General features: G+C 62.5%; 29 protein-coding genes and 1 pseudogene. 1 reads left to right on the forward strand and 29 read right to left on the reverse strand.

Translation table 11 applies throughout. From position 1 onward, the window contains the following. The 5 genes and pseudogenes from G0Q01_RS18915 to rpsM form a co-directional block, all read right to left on the reverse strand. Positions 1 to 115 (reverse strand): annotated as a pseudogene (locus G0Q01_RS18915) (S-(hydroxymethyl)glutathione dehydrogenase); the annotation flags it as partial. Positions 116 to 349: 234 nt separating this feature from the next. Further along, positions 350 to 775, reverse strand: coding sequence for a 50S ribosomal protein L17 (gene rplQ, locus G0Q01_RS18920; protein ID WP_108964509.1), 426 nt, complete (start codon positions 773 to 775; stop codon positions 350 to 352). A gap of 116 nt (positions 776 to 891) precedes the next feature. After that, on the reverse strand, positions 892 to 1,908 hold the full coding sequence (locus tag G0Q01_RS18925) for a DNA-directed RNA polymerase subunit alpha (protein ID WP_095881762.1): 1,017 nt from the start codon (positions 1,906 to 1,908) through the stop codon (positions 892 to 894). A 115-nt stretch (positions 1,909 to 2,023) separates the two neighbouring features. Then, positions 2,024 to 2,416: a 30S ribosomal protein S11 gene (rpsK, locus tag G0Q01_RS18930; RefSeq protein ID WP_072780049.1), complete on the reverse strand. Its 393-nt coding sequence runs from the start codon at positions 2,414 to 2,416 to the stop codon at positions 2,024 to 2,026. 13 nt (positions 2,417 to 2,429) lie between these two features. Beyond that, on the reverse strand, positions 2,430 to 2,798 hold the full coding sequence (gene rpsM, locus G0Q01_RS18935) for a 30S ribosomal protein S13 (protein ID WP_108964508.1): 369 nt from the start codon (positions 2,796 to 2,798) through the stop codon (positions 2,430 to 2,432). 352 nt (positions 2,799 to 3,150) lie between these two features. Here rpsM and G0Q01_RS18940 point away from each other — a divergent pair, with 352 nt between their 5' ends. Then, a complete protein-coding gene (locus G0Q01_RS18940) occupies positions 3,151 to 3,543 on the forward strand; it encodes a BLUF domain-containing protein (protein ID WP_164197450.1) in 393 nt (130 codons plus the stop codon). 128 nt (positions 3,544 to 3,671) lie between these two features. On the opposite strand, the gene G0Q01_RS18945 is transcribed toward G0Q01_RS18940, so the two are convergent. The 24 genes from G0Q01_RS18945 to rpsJ form a co-directional block, all read right to left on the reverse strand. After that, a complete protein-coding gene (locus tag G0Q01_RS18945) occupies positions 3,672 to 4,316 on the reverse strand; it encodes an adenylate kinase (protein WP_164197451.1) in 645 nt (214 codons plus the stop codon). Further along, complete coding sequence (secY, locus tag G0Q01_RS18950) at positions 4,313 to 5,677, reverse strand: preprotein translocase subunit SecY (protein ID WP_108964505.1); 1,365 nt, start codon at positions 5,675 to 5,677, stop codon at positions 4,313 to 4,315. Before secY ends, G0Q01_RS18945 begins: the two co-directional genes overlap by 4 nt. Positions 5,678 to 5,786: 109 nt before the next feature. Next, positions 5,787 to 6,251 carry a 50S ribosomal protein L15 gene (gene rplO / locus G0Q01_RS18955; protein ID WP_164197452.1) on the reverse strand — a complete coding sequence of 155 codons (465 nt, stop codon included), beginning with the start codon at positions 6,249 to 6,251 and terminating at the stop codon, positions 5,787 to 5,789. Between the two features lie 325 nt (positions 6,252 to 6,576). Continuing rightward, entirely contained in the window at positions 6,577 to 6,765 is a 189-nt protein-coding gene (gene rpmD, locus G0Q01_RS18960) for a 50S ribosomal protein L30 (RefSeq protein WP_066104107.1), read from the reverse strand. A 5-nt stretch (positions 6,766 to 6,770) separates the two neighbouring features. Continuing rightward, entirely contained in the window at positions 6,771 to 7,349 is a 579-nt protein-coding gene (gene rpsE, locus G0Q01_RS18965; RefSeq protein WP_108964503.1) for a 30S ribosomal protein S5, read from the reverse strand. 210 nt (positions 7,350 to 7,559) lie between these two features. Further along, on the reverse strand, positions 7,560 to 7,919 hold the full coding sequence (gene rplR, locus G0Q01_RS18970; protein ID WP_092424792.1) for a 50S ribosomal protein L18: 360 nt from the start codon (positions 7,917 to 7,919) through the stop codon (positions 7,560 to 7,562). A gap of 11 nt (positions 7,920 to 7,930) precedes the next feature. After that, positions 7,931 to 8,464: a 50S ribosomal protein L6 gene (gene rplF / locus G0Q01_RS18975; protein WP_108964502.1), complete on the reverse strand. Its 534-nt coding sequence runs from the start codon at positions 8,462 to 8,464 to the stop codon at positions 7,931 to 7,933. Between the two features lie 10 nt (positions 8,465 to 8,474). Further along, positions 8,475 to 8,867, reverse strand: coding sequence for a 30S ribosomal protein S8 (gene rpsH, locus G0Q01_RS18980; RefSeq protein WP_108964501.1), 393 nt, complete (start codon positions 8,865 to 8,867; stop codon positions 8,475 to 8,477). A gap of 12 nt (positions 8,868 to 8,879) precedes the next feature. Continuing rightward, positions 8,880 to 9,185 (reverse strand): 30S ribosomal protein S14, encoded by a 306-nt coding sequence (rpsN, locus tag G0Q01_RS18985; protein ID WP_108964500.1) that lies wholly within the window; start codon positions 9,183 to 9,185, stop codon positions 8,880 to 8,882. A gap of 12 nt (positions 9,186 to 9,197) precedes the next feature. Continuing rightward, on the reverse strand, positions 9,198 to 9,758 hold the full coding sequence (gene rplE / locus G0Q01_RS18990; RefSeq protein WP_164197454.1) for a 50S ribosomal protein L5: 561 nt from the start codon (positions 9,756 to 9,758) through the stop codon (positions 9,198 to 9,200). Then, entirely contained in the window at positions 9,751 to 10,062 is a 312-nt protein-coding gene (gene rplX / locus G0Q01_RS18995; protein WP_164197455.1) for a 50S ribosomal protein L24, read from the reverse strand. The genes rplE and rplX overlap by 8 nt, the downstream gene beginning before the upstream one ends. Beyond that, the gene (gene rplN, locus G0Q01_RS19000) at positions 10,062 to 10,430 is read right to left on the reverse strand and encodes a 50S ribosomal protein L14 (protein WP_005854833.1); all 369 of its coding nucleotides are present in this window, start codon (positions 10,428 to 10,430) and stop codon (positions 10,062 to 10,064) included. The genes rplX and rplN overlap by 1 nt, the downstream gene beginning before the upstream one ends. 116 nt (positions 10,431 to 10,546) lie before the next feature. After that, positions 10,547 to 10,777, reverse strand: coding sequence for a 30S ribosomal protein S17 (rpsQ, locus tag G0Q01_RS19005; protein ID WP_095880734.1), 231 nt, complete (start codon positions 10,775 to 10,777; stop codon positions 10,547 to 10,549). A 13-nt stretch (positions 10,778 to 10,790) separates the two neighbouring features. Continuing rightward, entirely contained in the window at positions 10,791 to 10,997 is a 207-nt protein-coding gene (gene rpmC, locus G0Q01_RS19010) for a 50S ribosomal protein L29 (RefSeq protein WP_066104080.1), read from the reverse strand. A gap of 209 nt (positions 10,998 to 11,206) precedes the next feature. Then, on the reverse strand, positions 11,207 to 11,827 hold the full coding sequence (locus G0Q01_RS19015) for a 2OG-Fe(II) oxygenase family protein (protein WP_164213735.1): 621 nt from the start codon (positions 11,825 to 11,827) through the stop codon (positions 11,207 to 11,209). Between the two features lie 114 nt (positions 11,828 to 11,941). Next, positions 11,942 to 12,355 carry a 50S ribosomal protein L16 gene (rplP, locus tag G0Q01_RS19020; RefSeq protein ID WP_095880736.1) on the reverse strand — a complete coding sequence of 138 codons (414 nt, stop codon included), beginning with the start codon at positions 12,353 to 12,355 and terminating at the stop codon, positions 11,942 to 11,944. A gap of 13 nt (positions 12,356 to 12,368) precedes the next feature. Continuing rightward, the gene (gene rpsC / locus G0Q01_RS19025) at positions 12,369 to 13,079 is read right to left on the reverse strand and encodes a 30S ribosomal protein S3 (protein WP_108964497.1); all 711 of its coding nucleotides are present in this window, start codon (positions 13,077 to 13,079) and stop codon (positions 12,369 to 12,371) included. Further along, on the reverse strand, positions 13,079 to 13,459 hold the full coding sequence (gene rplV / locus G0Q01_RS19030) for a 50S ribosomal protein L22 (RefSeq protein ID WP_092424772.1): 381 nt from the start codon (positions 13,457 to 13,459) through the stop codon (positions 13,079 to 13,081). Before rplV ends, rpsC begins: the two co-directional genes overlap by 1 nt. Positions 13,460 to 13,462: 3 nt before the next feature. Further along, positions 13,463 to 13,741 (reverse strand): 30S ribosomal protein S19, encoded by a 279-nt coding sequence (gene rpsS / locus G0Q01_RS19035; RefSeq protein WP_092424770.1) that lies wholly within the window; start codon positions 13,739 to 13,741, stop codon positions 13,463 to 13,465. 3 nt (positions 13,742 to 13,744) lie between these two features. Further along, positions 13,745 to 14,587, reverse strand: a complete 843-nt coding sequence (rplB, locus tag G0Q01_RS19040; protein WP_066104062.1) for a 50S ribosomal protein L2 — start codon at positions 14,585 to 14,587, stop codon at positions 13,745 to 13,747. A gap of 331 nt (positions 14,588 to 14,918) precedes the next feature. Continuing rightward, positions 14,919 to 15,215: a 50S ribosomal protein L23 gene (locus G0Q01_RS19045; RefSeq protein WP_108964496.1), complete on the reverse strand. Its 297-nt coding sequence runs from the start codon at positions 15,213 to 15,215 to the stop codon at positions 14,919 to 14,921. After that, positions 15,212 to 15,829, reverse strand: a complete 618-nt coding sequence (gene rplD / locus G0Q01_RS19050) for a 50S ribosomal protein L4 (RefSeq protein ID WP_164197457.1) — start codon at positions 15,827 to 15,829, stop codon at positions 15,212 to 15,214. The genes G0Q01_RS19045 and rplD overlap by 4 nt, the downstream gene beginning before the upstream one ends. Then, positions 15,826 to 16,551, reverse strand: a complete 726-nt coding sequence (rplC, locus tag G0Q01_RS19055; protein WP_095880741.1) for a 50S ribosomal protein L3 — start codon at positions 16,549 to 16,551, stop codon at positions 15,826 to 15,828. Before rplC ends, rplD begins: the two co-directional genes overlap by 4 nt. A gap of 11 nt (positions 16,552 to 16,562) precedes the next feature. Continuing rightward, positions 16,563 to 16,868, reverse strand: coding sequence for a 30S ribosomal protein S10 (gene rpsJ, locus G0Q01_RS19060; RefSeq protein ID WP_066104052.1), 306 nt, complete (start codon positions 16,866 to 16,868; stop codon positions 16,563 to 16,565). Positions 16,869 to 17,180: the final 312 nt, after the last annotated feature.

Raw genomic sequence — 17,180 nt, forward strand, 5'->3', positions numbered from 1 at the left:
GCCCGGTGGCCTTGATCTCGACAAGCACCTCGCCGGCCTTTGGCCCGTCGAGTTCCACGTCCATGATTTCGAGTGGTTTTCCGGCCTCGAGAGCCACGGCTGCACGGGTTCGCATGTCGATGTTCCTTGCTGCTAGGAGTGCGGTTGCCAGCACCTAGCTGTGCAATCCTCTCATTCGCAAGAGTTTTGGCGATCAATACGCCGCTATTCGAAGCAGCCCGACCACAGCTGCCAATCCCTCAACTTGCCGAAACACCGCAAAGACCGAGCTCGCAGCCCCGTCCGCCAAACGAAAAAGGGCCCTGCCGTTGCCGGCAGGGCCCAGGTTCTCTCCCGAGGAGAGAGTAAATTATTCGGCGTCTGCCAGAGCCTCTTCGGCTTCCAGGCGGGCCTTGTCGGCTGCGCCCTTGGCCGAGACGTCGCGGTCGACGAATTCGATGATCGCCATCGGAGCCATGTCGCCATAACGGAAACCGGCTTTCAGGATGCGGAGGTAGCCGCCCTGGCGTTCTGCATAGCGCGGGCCGAGCACGTCGAAGAGCTTGGCAACGTGCATGTCCTGCTTGAGCTGCGCGGCAGCCTGACGGCGGGCGTGGATGTCACCGCGCTTGCCGAGGGTGACGAGCTTCTCCACCACGCGGCGGAGTTCTTTTGCCTTGGGCAGGGTGGTCTTGATCTGCTCATGCTCGATGAGCGAGCCGGCCATGTTTGCCCACAGCGCCTTGCGGTGCTCGTGGGTACGGTTCAGGCGGCGGTAACCTTTTGCGTGACGCATTTTCTATCTCCAGATACGTGTTTTGCTTTGTCCGGGATCCCATGCGTGCGGGACCCTCACCTTGGGGCGGAACGCCCTTGTGCGAAAGGCGGGGTTTCCCCCGCCCCTCGTTCGGCTCAGAACTGGTCTTCCAGTTTCTTCGCCAGATCTTCGATGTTGTCCGGCGGCCAATCCTCGACATCCATGCCGAGGTGCAGACCCATTCCGGACAGCACTTCCTTGATCTCGTTGAGCGACTTCCGGCCGAAGTTCGGGGTGCGGAGCATCTCGGCTTCGGTCTTCTGGATCAGATCGCCGATGTAGACGATGTTGTCGTTCTTGAGGCAGTTCGCGGAGCGCACCGAGAGTTCCAGCTCGTCCACCTTCTTGAGGAGGAGCGGGTTGAACTCGAGACCGTCGTCGTCGTCCTGACGGCCGGCGGATTCGGGCTCTTCGAAGTTCACGAAGATCGACAGCTGGTCCTGCAGGATGCGGGCCGCAAAGGCGATCGCGTCCTCGGGCGTGACCGAACCATCGGTCTCGACCTTCATGGTCAGCTTGTCGTAGTCGAGAACCTGGCCCTCACGGGTCGGCTGCACGTCATAGGCCACCTTCTTGACCGGCGAGTAGATCGCGTCGATCGGGATGAGGCCGATGGGTGCATCTTCCGGCTTGTTCTTGTCAGCCGAAACGTAGCCCTTGCCGGTGTTGACGGTCAGTTCCACGTAGAAGTCCGCGCCCTCGTCGAGGTGGCAGATCACGTGGTCCTTGTTGAGAACGTCGATACCAGCGGTCTCGGTGATGTCGGCAGCCGTCACCACGCCCGGACCTTTTGCGGTCAGGGAGAGGCGCTTCGGGCCTTCGACTTCCATACGGAGAGCCACGCCCTTGAGGTTGAGGATGATGTCGGTGACATCTTCCCGCACGCCGGCGACCGACGAAAACTCGTGCAGAACGTTGTCGATCTGCACAGAGGTGATTGCCGCACCCTGAAGGCTCGACAACAGGACCCGACGCAGCGCGTTGCCGAGGGTCAGGCCGAAGCCACGCTCGAGCGGTTCTGCGACGAGGGTCGCAACGCGGGTAGGATCGGCGCCGGGGCGAACCTCCAGCTGGGTCGGCTTGATAAGTTCAGCCCAGTTCTTGTGGATCATGCGTCCCTCCATTCCAGTCCGTGCCCCATGTCCAAAGGCGCGGACGCCCGAGGTTGAAATGACGAAGGCAGGGCCCCGCGCGCATGGCGAGGCCCCACCCCTTAAGTAAGTCCGATCAGACGCGACGGCGCTTCGGCGGACGGCAGCCGTTGTGAGCAATCGGCGTCACGTCGCGGATCGACGTGATGTTGAAGCCCACGGCAGCCAGTGCGCGCAGAGCCGATTCACGACCCGAACCCGGGCCCTGAACTTCGACTTCAAGCGTCTTCACACCATGTTCCTGTGCCTTGCGGCCAGCATCTTCGGCGGCGAGCTGGGCAGCGTAGGGGGTCGACTTACGCGAGCCCTTGAAGCCCATGGTGCCGGCGGACGACCAAGAGATCGCGTTGCCTTGCACATCCGAGATCAGGATCTTGGTGTTGTTGAACGACGAGTTAACATGCGCCACGCCAGCGGCGATGTTCTTGGAGACCTTCTTCTTGCCTCCGCGACGGGTATCACGTGCCATTGGTCAGCCTCCCTTACTTCTTCTTGCCGGCAATCGGCTTCGCGGGGCCCTTGCGGGTACGCGCGTTGGTGTGGGTCCGCTGACCGCGGACGGGGAGGTTGCGACGGTGACGCAGGCCACGGTAGCAGCCGAGGTCCATCAGGCGCTTGATGTTCATCTGCGTCTCACGGCGCAGGTCGCCTTCGACGGTGTAGTTCGCGTCGATGTGCTCGCGGATCGCCAGAACTTCGGCGTCCGACAGCTCGTTCACGCGACGGGTCACGTCGATGTTCACGGCTTCGCAGATGGCCTGGGCGGAGGTGTCGCCGATACCGGTGATATAGGTCAGGGCGATCGGCACCCGTTTGTGAGTCGGGATGTTAACGCCGGCAATACGTGCCAAGTGTCTATTCCTTTCGTTGCGGTTCCGTAGCTCCAGAACCTTTTTTCACAACATGAGCCCGGAACGCATACACGTCACCGGGCCTTCCGCTGATGAGGTAATCTGCAAGACAGGCGCCGCCCGCCTCGCAGACCGAGTCTCTGTAAGAGATGGGAGTGGGTATGAGGATTCGGAAAGGGCGTCAAGACCCATTCCGGAACCAATCCTCAACCTGATCTGTTTACCGTTTCATGAAGGCCACGACAACCCTCCCCCCGTCCACGAACCGGCCGCAGACTACCGCCGATCTGCTTTCCGGCGCCCCCTGCCCTCCACGCGGCCCGCGCCTTTCGGAGCGGGGAAGCGCAACAGCATGATCTACCAACTTCTCTATACGAGCCGCTCCGTCGTGCCGCGCGGAGGCGGATCGGATCTCGAGATCCTCGCATCCGCGCTCACCAACAACCAAAAGCTCGGGGTGACCGGCTGCCTGCTGCGCGAGGAATCGGGTTTCTGTCAGGTGCTGGAAGGCGCGAAGGATACCGTGCGCGGGCTCTTCGAGCACATCCGCAAGGACGAGAGGCACTTTGGCGTGACCGAGAGGATAAACCGCCTGGTGCCGGCACGCAGCTTCGCGAGCTGGAGCATGTGCTACGGCGCGCTGTCCGCCGAGGAGCACGCCTTCCTATCGCGGCGCTTCGCCGGAGAGGCGCGCAATCTCGCGCTGGTCTTCGACCGGGTGCGCGCAATCGCGGTGGCGAGCTGACCTTCTGGGGGTGATTTTCTGAAAGAAGGTGGGGGCTCCGCCCCCGTCCGCTGGAGCGGACTCCCCCGGGTACTTCCGCCTAGAAGAAAGGCGCGGCCCGGGGGAGCTCTTGCGTCAGGGCCTTGGCGTCAGGCCTTGAGCTTTTCCGCGATGGCGGTCTTCACCTCGGCGATCTCGCCGAGCCCGTCGACGCGGGTGTGCTGGCCCTTGGCATAGTAATAGCCGATCAGCGGCGACGTCTGCTTGTAGTACTCCATCAGCCGCTTCTGCAGCGCCTGCGCATTGTCGTCGGCGCGGCGCTTGAACTCGGTGCCGCCGCAGACGGTGCACTTGCCATCGGACGGGATCGGCTTGGTGAGATCGTTGTAGACCTCTCCGCAAGAACCGCAGGTCGAGCGAGCGGTGATGCGCTGCACCAGCGCATCGTCGTTCACCCGCAGCTCGACGACCTTGTCGAGGCTCTGGCCCTGCTCTTCGAGCAGCTCGGCCAAAGCATCCGCCTGCTTCAGCGTACGCGGGAAGCCATCGAAGATGTAGCCTGCCGAGGGGTTCTCTTCGAGCTTCTCGCGGATCAGGCCGATGACGATCTCGTCCGTGACGAGTTCGCCCCGGGCCATCACCTCGGCGACCTTCTTGCCCATCTCGGTGCCGCTGTCCTTGGCTTCGCGCAGCATGTCACCGGTCGAAAGCTGGATCATGCCGCGCTCTTCCACGAGGATCCGGGCCTGAGTGCCCTTGCCTGCGCCGGGCGGTCCAAGAAGAATGATGTTCATCGCCGTGCGGGTCCCTTCCGTTTGCGTGCCTTGCCCTTGCCGCGCAGCTGCGACTTCTGGATCAGGCCTTCGTATTGATGTGCGAGCAGGTGGCTCTGGACCTGCTGGATCGTGTCCATGGTCACCGAGACCACGATCAGGACCGAAGTGCCGCCGAAGTAGAACGGGATCGCGAACTGCGAGCGCAGGATCTCGGGCAGCAGGCAGACCAGGGTCAGATAGGCCGCGCCGAGCACGAGCACGCGGTTGACCACGTATTCGAGGTGCTCCGCGGTTCGCTTACCCGGGCGGATGCCGGGAATGAAACCATTCTGGTTCTTCAGGTTGTCGGCGACTTCCTCCGTCTTGAACGACACGTTGTGCGTGTAGAAATAGGCGAAGAAGATGATCATTGCCGCGAAGAACAGCAGATAGAGCGGCTGACCCGGACCGAAGTAGGCGAGGATCGTCGACATGATCGGACCGGTCGAGCCAGCCTGGCTGAAGGTCGCGATCGTGGTCGGCAGCAACAGCAGCGAGCTGGCGAAAATCGCCGGGATCACGCCCGCCGGGTTCACCTTGATCGGCAGGTGCGACTGCTGGGCCTCGGTCATTCTCATGCCGACTTGGCGGCGCGGGTACTGGATGGTGATCTTGCGCAGCGCCCGTTCCATGAACACCACGAACATGATCACCACGACCACCATGACAATCACGCCGATGATCAGCGCCGGCGAGATCGCGCCCGAGCGGCCCGAGGCGAAGAACTGTGCCAGGGCGGCGGGGATCTCGGCAATGATGCCGACGAAGATGATGAGAGAGATGCCGTTGCCGATGCCGCGGGCGGTGATCTGCTCCCCCAGCCACATCAGGAACATCGTGCCGCCGACAAGGGTGATCACCACCGCAGCGCGGAAGTACCAGCCCGGATCATGGGCAAGATCGCCGGCCTCGAGGCTGACCGCAAGCCCGTAGGCTTGGAACAGCGCGAGAGCCACCGTGCCGTAGCGCGTGTACTGGTTGATCTTCTTGCGGCCCTGATCGCCCTCTTTCTTCAGCTGCTCAAGCGCCGGCACCATGGCCGTCAGGAGCTGAACGATGATCGAGGCGGAGATGTAGGGCATGATGCCGAGGGCAAAGATGCCCATGCGTCCCAGCGCGCCACCGGTGAACATCGACACCATGCCGCCGATGCCTTGGCCGGCCTGTTCCATGAACTGGCGCAGCGCGGTGCCGTCGATGCCCGGAACCGGGATATACGTGCCGAGTCGGTAGACGACCAGCAGCCCCAGCGTGAAGAAGATGCGGTTGCGAAGGTCCGTCGCCTTGCCGAGCGCCGCCCAGCTGGTATTGGCGGCCATTTGTTCCACAGCGGATGCCATGAGGGTCCTCTCTCAGACGAAACGCCGCCGGGGCGCTTTCCGGCTCCGGCGGCGTTCGTGGAAAACATGGGGCCTTATGTAAGCGGCTCAAGAGCCGCTCACAACCCGCTTATTCAGCCGCGCCTGCGGTCTTCAGCGCGCCACCTGCCTTCTCGACCGCCTCGACAGCGGCTTTCGAAGCGCCGGTCACCTCGATGGTGAGAGCGGCGGTGACGTCACCTTTCGCGAGAACGCGAATGCCGTCGAGCTTGCGGCGCACCAGGCCGGACGTAACGAGGCTGTCCTCGTTGATCGACGCGGCGTCGAGCTTGCCTGCTTCGACGAATTTCTGGATCAGGCCCAGGTTCACGACAGCGTAGGACTTCCGGTTCGGCTTGTTGAAGCCGCGCTTCGGAAGACGCTGGTACAGCGGCATCTGGCCACCTTCGTAGCCGTTGATGGCCACACCCGAACGGGATTTTTGACCCTTGATACCACGGCCACCGGTCTTGCCCTTGCCGGAGCCCGGGCCGCGGCCGATGCGTTTCTTGGAGCGGGTTGCGCCCTCGTTGTCGCGCAGTTCGTGCAGTTTCATGTCGCTTCTCCTTGCCGGATGTGCCCCCCAGCGACGGATGGAGCAACCACGGCATTAGACGGTTAAGGATTCGGAGCCAGACTCGGGGAGCCGGCCACCGGGGGCGTATAGCGTCCGAGACGGAACGGCGCAAGGGATTAGCCAAGGTCGCGCCGGCACCGCATCCTTTTGGTTGCGGAGTGTCACCGGAAATTCGTTGAGATCGGGTTAACGGGCAAATCCCTTCGAAGGGATTCGCTGGCCAGTCCCCTGCCCGGGGAGCGGCGCAAAAGAAAACGCCCCGGCATGAGGTCCGGGGCGCTTCCGAGATTGGCGAAGGAACGGCTCAGCCGCGCTCTTCGATGATCTCTACCAGGTGCGGGATCTTGCGAACCATGCCGCGCACGGCGGGGGTGTCCTCAAGCTCGCGGGTCTTGTTCATCTTGTTCAGACCCAGGCCGATCAGCGTCTGGCGCTGCACGGCGGGGCGACGGATCGGCGAGCCGATCTGCTTCACAACGATGGTCTTAGCCATGGATCTCAGGCCTCCTCAGCCACTTGCGACGATTCCGCGGGGGCCTCGTCACGCTTGGGAAGGATGTCTGCCACCTTCTTGCCGCGACGCTGAGCGACGCTGCGGGGCGAGTTGACCTTTTCCAGTGCGTTCAGCGTGGCGCGGATCATGTTGTAGGGGTTCTGCGAGCCGATCGACTTGGCGACCACGTCGTGCACGCCCAGCATCTCGAACACTGCACGCATCGGACCACCGGCGATGATACCGGTACCTTGCGGTGCGGTGCGCATCACCACGCGGCCAGCGCCGTGACGGCCTTCGATGTCGTGGTGCAGCGTGCGGCCTTCGCGCAGCGGCACGCGAATCATCTTGCGCTTGGCTTGCTCGGTGGCCTTGCGGATGGCCTCGGGGACCTCCTTGGCCTTGCCCTTGCCGAAGCCCACGCGGCCCTTCTGGTCGCCGACGACGACAAGCGCGGCGAAGCCGAAACGCTTACCGCCCTTGACGGTTTTGGACACGCGGTTGATCGCGACAAGGCGATCTGCGAATTCCGGGGCTTCGTCACGTTCGCGACGGTTCCCGCGGCGGTTATCACGTTCTGCCATCAGGCATCCCTTTTTTCAGGTTGGCGCGTGGCGGACCGGAGCAGAGCCCGGGCCACATCGGCACCGATTGGACCAATCCAGGTGATCGCCGAAGAAGCTTCGGAGTCGATCCCGGATCATCGAGGCGTTCCCGCCTGCAAAAGCGCAAGGCGGGTACGAGCCCCGCCTTGCGGATTGTCGATCAGGCGGCAGGCAAGCCCGCCGCGGTGATCAGATTTTCAGACCTGCTTCGCGGGCTGCGTCGGCCAGAGCCTTGACGCGACCGTGGAAGAGGAAACCGCCGCGGTCGAAGTAGGCTTCTTCCACACCGGCTTTCTTCGCGCGCTCGGCAATCGCGGCGCCGACCTTCTGGGCGGCTTCCACGGTGCCTTTGCCGACGACGCCCAGATCCTTCTCGAGCGAGGAGGCTGCGGCCAGGGTCACGCCCTGGATGTCGTCGATCAGCTGCACGCTGATGTTCTTGTTCGAGCGGTGCACCGACAGGCGAACACGCCCGGCGTTGACCTTGCGAAGCTTGTTCCGGACGCGCAGGCGGCGCTTTAGGAACAGTTCCCGTTTGCTGAGTGCCATTTTTCGCGTCCTTACTTCTTCTTGCCTTCCTTGGCGAAGATGTATTCGCCCTTATAGCGAATACCCTTGCCTTTGTAGGGCTCGGGGCGGCGCCAGTCGCGGATGTTCGCCGCAACCTGACCGACTTCCTGGAGATCGTGACCTTCGACAATGATCTCGGTCGGCTTCGGCGTGGTGACCGTGATGCCGGCGGGGATGTCGAAGTTCACATCGTGGCTGTAGCCCAGGTTCAGCTTCAGGACGTTGCCCTGAACCGCGGCGCGGTAACCCACACCCTGGATCTCGAGCTCTTTCTTGAAGGTGTTCTGAACACCGTGGACCATGTTCCCGATCACGGTGCGGGACATGCCCCACTGCTGGCGGGCGCGCTTGGAATTGCCGCGCGGCGCCACAGTGATGGTGTTGTCCTCGACCGCAATGGTCACGTCGTCGGTCGCGTTGAAGGTCTGGGTGCCTTTCGGGCCCTTCACTTCGACGGTCTGGCCGGAGACGGATGCGGAAACACCCGACGGCAGCTCGACCGGTTTTTTACCAATACGAGACATAAGCCCCTCCTTAGAAGACCGTGCAGAGCACCTCGCCGCCGACATTGGCAGCGCGGGCATTTGCGTCCGACATCACGCCCTTCGGCGTGCTGACAATCGACAGACCGAGGCCCTGACGGACCTGCGGGATGTCACTGACACCCATGTAGACGCGACGACCGGGCTTGGAGACCCGCTTCACTTCGCGAATGACGGGGGTGCCGTCGAAGTACTTCAGGCTGATTTCGAGCGTGCCGTGGCCGCGCTCGTCGGTGCTTTTTTCGTAGCCGCGGATGTAGCCTTCGTCCTTGAGGACGTCGAGCACCCAGGCACGCAGCTTCGAAGCGGGGGTCGACACGGTCGACTTGCCGCGCATCTGCGCGTTACGGATACGGGTGAGCATATCGCCGATAGGATCGTTCATCGTATACCCTCCTTACCAGCTCGACTTGACCACACCGGGAAGCTGACCGTTCGAGCCGAGCTCGCGCAGGGCGATACGGCTGATCTTCAGCTTCCGGTAGTAGGCGTGGGGACGACCGGTCAGTTGGCAACGGTTGTGCAGACGGGTCGGCGAGGAGTTGCGCGGCAGTTTCGCCAGTTCAAGGCGAGCCTTGAAGCGCTCTTCCATCGGTTTGCTTTCGTCGGTCGCGATCTCTTTCAGAGCGGCGCGCTTGGCGGCGTATTGCTCCACCAGCTTCTGCCGCTTCTTCTCGCGTTCGATCATGGATTTTTTGGCCATGTGTCTCGCTCCTCAGGCGTTGAAGGGCATGTTGAAATGCTTCAACAGCGCCTTGGCTTCCGCGTCGGTGTCAGCGGTGGTGGTGATGATCACGTCGATACCCCAAACCTCATCGACCTTGTCGAATTCGATTTCGGGGAACACGATGTGCTCCTTGATGCCCATGGCAAAGTTGCCACGACCGTCGAAGGACGGCTTCACACCACGGAAGTCGCGGATACGCGGCATCGCGATGTTGACCAGGCGATCGAGGAAATCGTACATCCGGTCACCGCGAAGGGTAACCTTGGCACCGAGCGGCATGTCTTCACGGACGCGGAAGCCGGCGATCGACTTCTTTGCCTTGGTGGTGACAGCCAGCTGACCGGCGATCTGGGTCAGGTCTTCCTGAGCCGACTTCGCCTTCTTGGAGTCGCGCACGGCTTCTGCGCCGCAGCCGATGTTCAGAACGATCTTGTCGAGTGCAGGAACCTGCATCGCGTTCTTGTAGCCGAACTCTTCCATGAGAGCGGCCTTGATCGACTCGCGGTACTGCGTCTTGAGACGCGGCGTGTAGGTCGCGGTATCAAGCATCGATCACGTCCCCCGTGGTCTTGGCGAAGCGCACCTTCTTGTCACCTTCCATGCGGAAGCCGACGCGGGTTGCCTTGCCGTTGGCATCGACGATGGCCAGCTTCGACAGGTCGAGCGGCATGGCTTTCGACACGCGGCCACCCTGCGAGGTCTGGCTCTGACGGGTGTGACGGACGGCCATGTTCACGCCGCCGACAACAGCCTTGCCAGCCTTGGGATCGACGGATTCGATGGTGCCGGTCTTGCCCTTGTCCTTGCCGGACAGAACGATGACCTTGTCACCTTTGCGGAGTTTGGCAGCCATTACAGCACCTCCGGGGCGAGCGAGATGATCTTCATGAAGTTCTTCGCGCGCAGTTCGCGAACCACCGGCCCGAAAATACGGGTGCCGACAGGCTCGCCCGAGTTGTTCAGGATGACGGCCGCGTTGCGGTCGAAGCGGATCGACGTGCCATCTTCACGACGAACTTCCTTGGCGGTGCGCACGACGACGGCCTTGCGGACGTCACCTTTCTTCACGCGGCCGCGCGGAATGGCCTCTTTCACCGAGACGACGATGATGTCGCCGACCGATGCGTAGCGGCGATGCGAGCCGCCGAGGACCTTGATGCACTGAACTTTCCGGGCACCGGAATTGTCAGCAACATCCAGATTGGTCTGCATCTGGATCATTTGGTTTCTCCCGACCTTTGGGGGTTGTTCTTGGTCTACCCCCCAGGGTTTCGATGATGCTGGGCACCATCGCAGGAAACGTCTGGACCCCGATCAGATGACCGGGGCTTGGACGTTTACTCTGCGATAACTTCCCAGCGCTTCGTCTTGGACTTCGGCGCGCATTCGATGATGCGGACCGTATCGCCAACAGCGAATTTCTCAGCTTCGTCGTGAGCCCGGTACTTCTTGGACTTACGGATGGTCTTTTGCATGACCGGGTGCTTGAAGCGACGCTCGACCGAAACGGTGACGGTCTGTGCGTTTGCCGTGGAGGTCACGGTGCCTTGCAGGATACGCTTGGGCATGAGTTAGCCTCCCTTACTCGGTTGCTGCCGCGCCGGCGGCTTTTTGGTTCAGCACGGTGTTGACGCGGGCAACGTCGCGGCGCACCTGGCGGATGCGTGCGGTGTTCTCGAGTGCGCCGGTCGCTTTCTGGAAGCGCAGGTTGAACGCTTCCTTTTTCAGCGCGACGAGCTCGTCCCGGAGCTGGTCCGGGGTCTTGTTCGCAAGTTCTTTGGCGTCCATATGGTCGCTCCTTCGTTTCAACATCACCGGAGAGCCCCGTCGTGTTACGGGTCACCCTGATTCCCGGTGGAGGTGGATGAGCGCGCGATATAGGCCAGATTCTGGACCATGACAACCCTGTAAAACAAGGGCTCACGCGCATGGCTGGCTTGTCCGGAGCGGGGGGCCGGAACGCCGTCCCCCACCTGTAGCGGAATGCCTGGCCGGGATCACTCCCACTTGTAGTTGAAGCTGACCGAGATGCGCTCGTCGTCGGACATGTTCATCGGCACCTCGTGGCGCAGCCAGCTTTCCCAAAGCAGCACGTCGCCCACGGCGGGGGCCTCGTAGACGAAGGCCTTCAGCTCCTCGCGGCAGCTCTTCCTGCGCGTGGGGGCGGCCATCATCATCGGCAGGCGGGGATCCTCGAGCTTGAGCGCGCTGGCGCCCTCGGGCATCGAGACATAGGTCGTGCCCGAGATCACCGAATGCGGGTGAATGTGCGAGCTGTGCGTGCCGCCCTCGGGCAGGATGTTGATCCAGAGATCCTCGAGCAGCAGCTTCTTGTCGCCCAGCTCGAACTCGAGATCCTCGGCAAAGGCCGCGACATGGGCGTCGAGCGATTTCACCAGGTCACCGAAGATCGGGAAGCGCCAGGGCAGGTCCGTCAGCGAGGCATAGGAGGTGTAGCCCGGGTAATCATTGGCTTCGCACCATTCCTGGCCGGCCTCGTCGTCCTCGGCGATGGAATAGCACGAGCCCTCGAGCTCGTCCGCGTCGATCGCGGGGCCGTACTCCGAAAGCTGGGCACGATAGAGGCGTGTGGCGAAGAGAGAGCGGATCTGGGCCATGGCACTGTCCTGAAGCGGTTGCGGCGGCGGGTCTCCCCTGCCCCGTGGATTGGAACGGAAAACCCCCGCCGATCGCTCGGCGGGGGCTTGTCTCATGCGGTCATCCCGAAGGGATTACCAGTCCTCGCGAACCACGACGCGCGACTTGATCGGCAGTTTCATCGCCGCCAGACGCAGCGCCTCGCGGGCGACGTCCTCGGGAACACCGTCGATCTCGAACATCACGCGGCCCGGCTTCACTTTGCAGGCCCAGTAATCCACGGAACCTTTACCCTTACCCATACGAACTTCGGTGGGCTTGGAGGTCACGGGGGTGTCCGGGAAGATACGGATCCAGACCCGGCCCTGACGCTTCATATGGCGGGTCATCGCGCGGCGAGCCGCTTCGATCTGACGAGCCGTCACACGCTCGGGCTGAAGAGCCTTCAGGCCAAAGTGGCCGAAGTTCAGGTCGGAACCGCCCTTGGCCTCACCCTTGATGCGGCCCTTGAACATCTTCCGGAATTTAGTGCGTTTCGGTTGAAGCATTTCTCAAACCTCCTCAGCGACGGCCGCCCATGGCGCCGCGCGGAGCCGGACCGTCCTGCAGTTCCTGCGACTTGCGTTCGCGGGCAGAGGGGTCATGCTCCATGATCTCGCCTTTGAAGATCCAGACCTTGATCCCGATGATACCATAGGGGGTCGTTGCTTCAACGTGCGAGTAATCGATGTCGGCGCGCAGGGTGTGCAGGGGCACACGACCTTCGCGATACCATTCGGTACGAGCGATCTCGGCACCGCCGAGACGACCAGCGACGTTCACGCGGATGCCCAGGGCGCCCATGCGCATGGCGTTTTGCACGGCACGCTTCATGGCACGACGGAAGGACACACGACGCTCGAGCTGTTGCGCGATGCTCTCACCCACGAGGCGGGCGTCGAGTTCGGGCTTGCGCACTTCAACGATGTTGAGGTGCAGCTCGGAGTCGGTCATGTTGGCAAGCTTTTTGCGCAGGACTTCGATGTCCGCGCCTTTCTTGCCGATAATGACACCGGGGCGTGCGGTGTGGATCGTCACGCGGCACTTCTTGTGCGGACGCTCGATGATCACACGTGCGACGCCGGCCTGCTTGCACTCTTCGTGGATGAAATCGCGGATCGCGAGGTCTTCCAGAAGCAGATCACCGTAGTCTTTGGTGTCAGCGTACCAGCGGCTGTCCCAGGTGCGGTTCACCTGAAGGCGCATGCCGATCGGATTGGTCTTGTTACCCATTAGGCTTGCTCCTCGACCTGACGCACCTTGATGGTGAGTTCCGAGAACGGCTTGTTGATGCGGCCGAAGCGGCCACGTGCACGCGGACGACCGCGCTTCATCACAAGGTTCTTGCCCACGTAGGCTTCGGCGACGACGAGTTCATCGACGTCCAGCCCGTGGTTGTTCTCGGCGTTCGCGATAGCGGACTGAAGGCACTTCTTCACGTCCACGGCGATCCGCTTCTTCGAGAAGGTCAGGTCCGTGAGGGCCCGCTCGACCTTCTTGCCACGGATCAGCGCGGCCACCAGGTTCAGCTTCTGGGGCGAAGTGCGCAGCATGCGCAGCTTTGCCATCGCCTCGTTGTCCGCCACGCGGCGGGGATTCTTATCCTTGCCCATGGCTTACTTCCTCTTGGCTTTTTTGTCAGCCGCGTGGCCATAATAGGTCCGGGTCGGCGAGTACTCACCGAACTTCTGACCGATCATGTCTTCGGTGACATTGACGGGAACATGCTTCTGGCCGTTGTAGACCGCGAACGTCAGACCCACGAACTGGGGCAGGATCGTCGAGCGGCGCGACCAGATTTTGATGACTTCGTTCTTGCCAGATTCGCGAACCTTCTCGGCCTTTTTCAGGACGTAGGCGTCAACGAACGGGCCTTTCCAAACAGAGCGCGTCATGGATTACCGCCCCTTCTTCTTAGCGTGGCGCGAGCGGATGATCAGCTTCTGCGACGCCTTGTTGGTGTTGCGGGTACGCTTGCCCTTGGTCGGCTTGCCCCACGGGGTCACCGGGTGACGACCACCCGAGGTACGACCCTCACCACCACCGTGCGGGTGGTCGATCGGGTTCATAACGACGCCGCGGACCGACGGACGCTTGCCATAGTGGCGGTTACGACCGGCTTTACCGAGGTTCTGGTTCGAGTTGTCGGGGTTCGACACGGCACCGATGGTGGCCATGCATTCCTGACGAACCATGCGAAGCTCGCCCGAGGAGAGGCGGATCTGAGCGTAGCCACCGTCACGGCCGACGAACTGGGCGTAGGTGCCCGCGGCGCGTGCGATCTGGCCGCCCTTGCCGGGCTTCAGCTCGATGTTGTGGACGATCGTACCGATCGGCATGCCCGAGAAGGGCATCGCGTTTCCGGGCTTGATGTCGGCCTTGGCCGACGCCACGACGCGGTCGCCGATGGCGAGACGCTGCGGTGCCAGGATGTAGGCCTGCTCGCCGTCGTCATACTGGACGAGGGCGATGAATGCGGTCCGGTTCGGGTCGTATTCGATGCGGGCCACGGTGGCCGACACGTCGAACTTGTTCCGCTTGAAGTCCACGATGCGATAGAGACGCTTCGCGCCACCGCCGCGGCGGCGTGCGGTGATCCGTCCGGTGTTGTTCCGGCCGCCCGATTTCGTCAGACCCTCGGTGAGGGCCTTGACGGGACGTCCTTTATACAGCTCCGAACGGTCGATCAGCACCAGCCCGCGCTGGCCCGGCGTCGTCGGCTTGTACGACTTAAGTGCCATGCTTTCTGTCTTCCGTTGTAATGCGACAGCACCCGCGTATCGGGTGTGCCGGAGTTTAGCCCCCCGAAGGTGGCCGTGTCATAGGGCCCCGAAGGTCCCCGGCGATCTGTTCTTGCGAACAAAAGCTAAGCCCCGGACGAATCCGGGGCTCAGCGGATGGCCTGCTCTAGTCAAAGAGTCGGCTGACGTCAAGCGCATCCCCTGTCGCAGGCCCGCTCGGAGCCCTTATTTGCCGAGGCTTCGGGCAACTTGCACCCTCCCCTCCCCGGCCGGGAAAGTGGAAAAGCCCCCGCGGATGCGAGGGCTTTCCCGAAGTGGTCGAAGACGACGATCAGAGACCGGTGGTCACGTCGATCGTGTTGCCCTCTTCGAGGGTAACATAGGCCTTCTTGACGTCGTTCCGCTTGCCGATCTGGCCGCGGAAACGCTTCACCTTGCCCTTGGTGATGGTGGTGTTCACCGCCTTCACCTTCACGCCGAAGAGCGCCTCGACGGCCTCCTTGACCTGGGGTTTGGTCGAGTCGATCGACACTTCGAAGACCACGGTGCCGTTCTCGCCGACCATGGTGGTTTTCTCGGTGATGATCGGCTTGCGGATCACGTCGTAGTGGTGTGCCTTAGCGGTCATTTCAGTCGAGCCTCCAGAGCTTCGACACCCGCCTTGGTGATCACCAGGGTGTCACGCTTGAGGATGTCATACACGTTGGCGCCGACGGAGGGCAGCACGTCCAGACCTTCGATGTTCGCGGCGGCGCGGGCAAAGCCCTCGTTCACTGCGGCACCGTCGATCACCAGAGCGCGCTTCCAGCCCAGGTTCTTCACCTGTGCCGCCAGCGTCTTGGTCTTGCCGTCGGTCTCGGCGTTCTCGATGATCACGAGCGAGCCGGTCTTGGCTTTCGCCGAGAGCGCCAGCTTGAGGCCGAGAGCACGGACCTTCTTGGGCAGGTCATGCGCGTGGCTGCGCGGGGTCGGACCCTTGTAGATACCACCCTTGCGGAAGATCGGCGCCTTGCGCGAACCGTGGCGTGCGCCGCCGGTGCCCTTCTGGCGATAGATCTTCTTGGTCGAGTAGCTCACTTCCGAGCGGGTCTTGACCTTGTGCGTACCGGCCTGGGCCTTGTTACGCTGCCAGCGAACCACACGGTGCAGAATGTCGGCGCGCGGCTCGAGATCAAAGATCGCGTCCGTCAGCTCGACTTCGCCCGCGGCACCGCCGTCGAGTTTGATCACGTCGAGTTTCATTCGTCGCCTTCCTTCTCTTCGGCTGCGGCTTCAGCAGGAGCTGCAGCGGATTTCAGGCCGGCCGGCAGAGCAGCGTTCTCGGGGAACGGCTTCTTCACGGCGTCCTTGATGGTCACCCAGCCGCCTTTGGAGCCCGGCACCGCGCCCTTGATCATGATGATGCCGCGATCGGCATCGGTCTTCACGACCTGCAGGTTCTGCGTGGTGACACGGACGGCACCCATGTGGCCGGCCATTTTCTTGCCTTTGAAGACCTTGCCCGGGTCCTGACACTGACCGGTCGAACCGTGCGAACGGTGCGAAATCGACACGCCGTGCGATGCACGAAGACCACCGAAGTTGTGGCGCTTCATGGCACCGGCAAAGCCCTTACCGATGGTCGTGCCGGCAACGTCGACATACTGACCTTCGAAGTAGTGCTCGGCCGAGATCTCTTCGCCGACGGCGATGAGGTTCTCTGCGTCGACGCGGAATTCCGCGATCTTCCGCTTCGGTTCAACCTTGGCTGCGGCGAAGTGGCCGCGCATGGCCTTCGACACGTTCTTGGCCTTTGCCGCACCGGCGCCGAGCTGAACGGCGCTGTAGCCGTCCTTGTCAGCGGTCCGCTGTGCGACGACCTGGCAACCTTCGAGTTGGAGGACGGTCACAGGGATCTGCTTGCCGTCTTCCATGAAAAGCCGGGTCATGCCGACTTTCTTTGCGATAACTCCAGAGCGCAACATCATCTGCCCCCTTACACCTTGATCTCGACGTCCACGCCGGCCGCCAGGTCGAGCTTCATGAGCGCGTCCACGGTCTGCGGGGTCGGATCGACGATGTCGAGCAGACGCTTGTGCGTGCGGATCTCGAACTGATCGCGGGATTTCTTGTTCACGTGCGGGCCACGCAGAACGGTGAATTTCTCAATCTTGTTCGGCAGCGGGATCGGGCCGCGAACAGTAGCGCCTGTGCGCTTGGCGGTGTTCACGATTTCCTGCGTCGATGCATCGAGGACGCGGTAATCGAACGCCTTGAGCCGGATACGGATGTTCTGGTTCATCGAACAGTCCTATTTTGGCGTTGAGGTTGAGAGGAGGATGGACGCGCATCGCCGCACCCTCATCGAACCTAAAAGGCGGGGAATCACCCCGCCCTTCACGACCCGTGGGCCGTTGCGCGCGTATACGTCCGAGAGACCTGCTTGACAAGCCCCAGAGCGCCGGCGCGGCGCGGGTATTTCCGCATTTTGGCCTGATCTGGACGCCACGCGCCCGTCCCGGCGGCCTGCGGAAACGGAAAAGGGGCCGCCCGATGGGCGGCCCCTTCGCAATGCCCGCCCGGTCCGAGGACCGGGCAGAAGCGCATCACTCGA

This window comes from Salipiger sp. PrR007, assembly GCF_010499845.1.
Lineage (GTDB): Bacteria > Pseudomonadota > Alphaproteobacteria > Rhodobacterales > Rhodobacteraceae > Salipiger > Salipiger pacificus_A.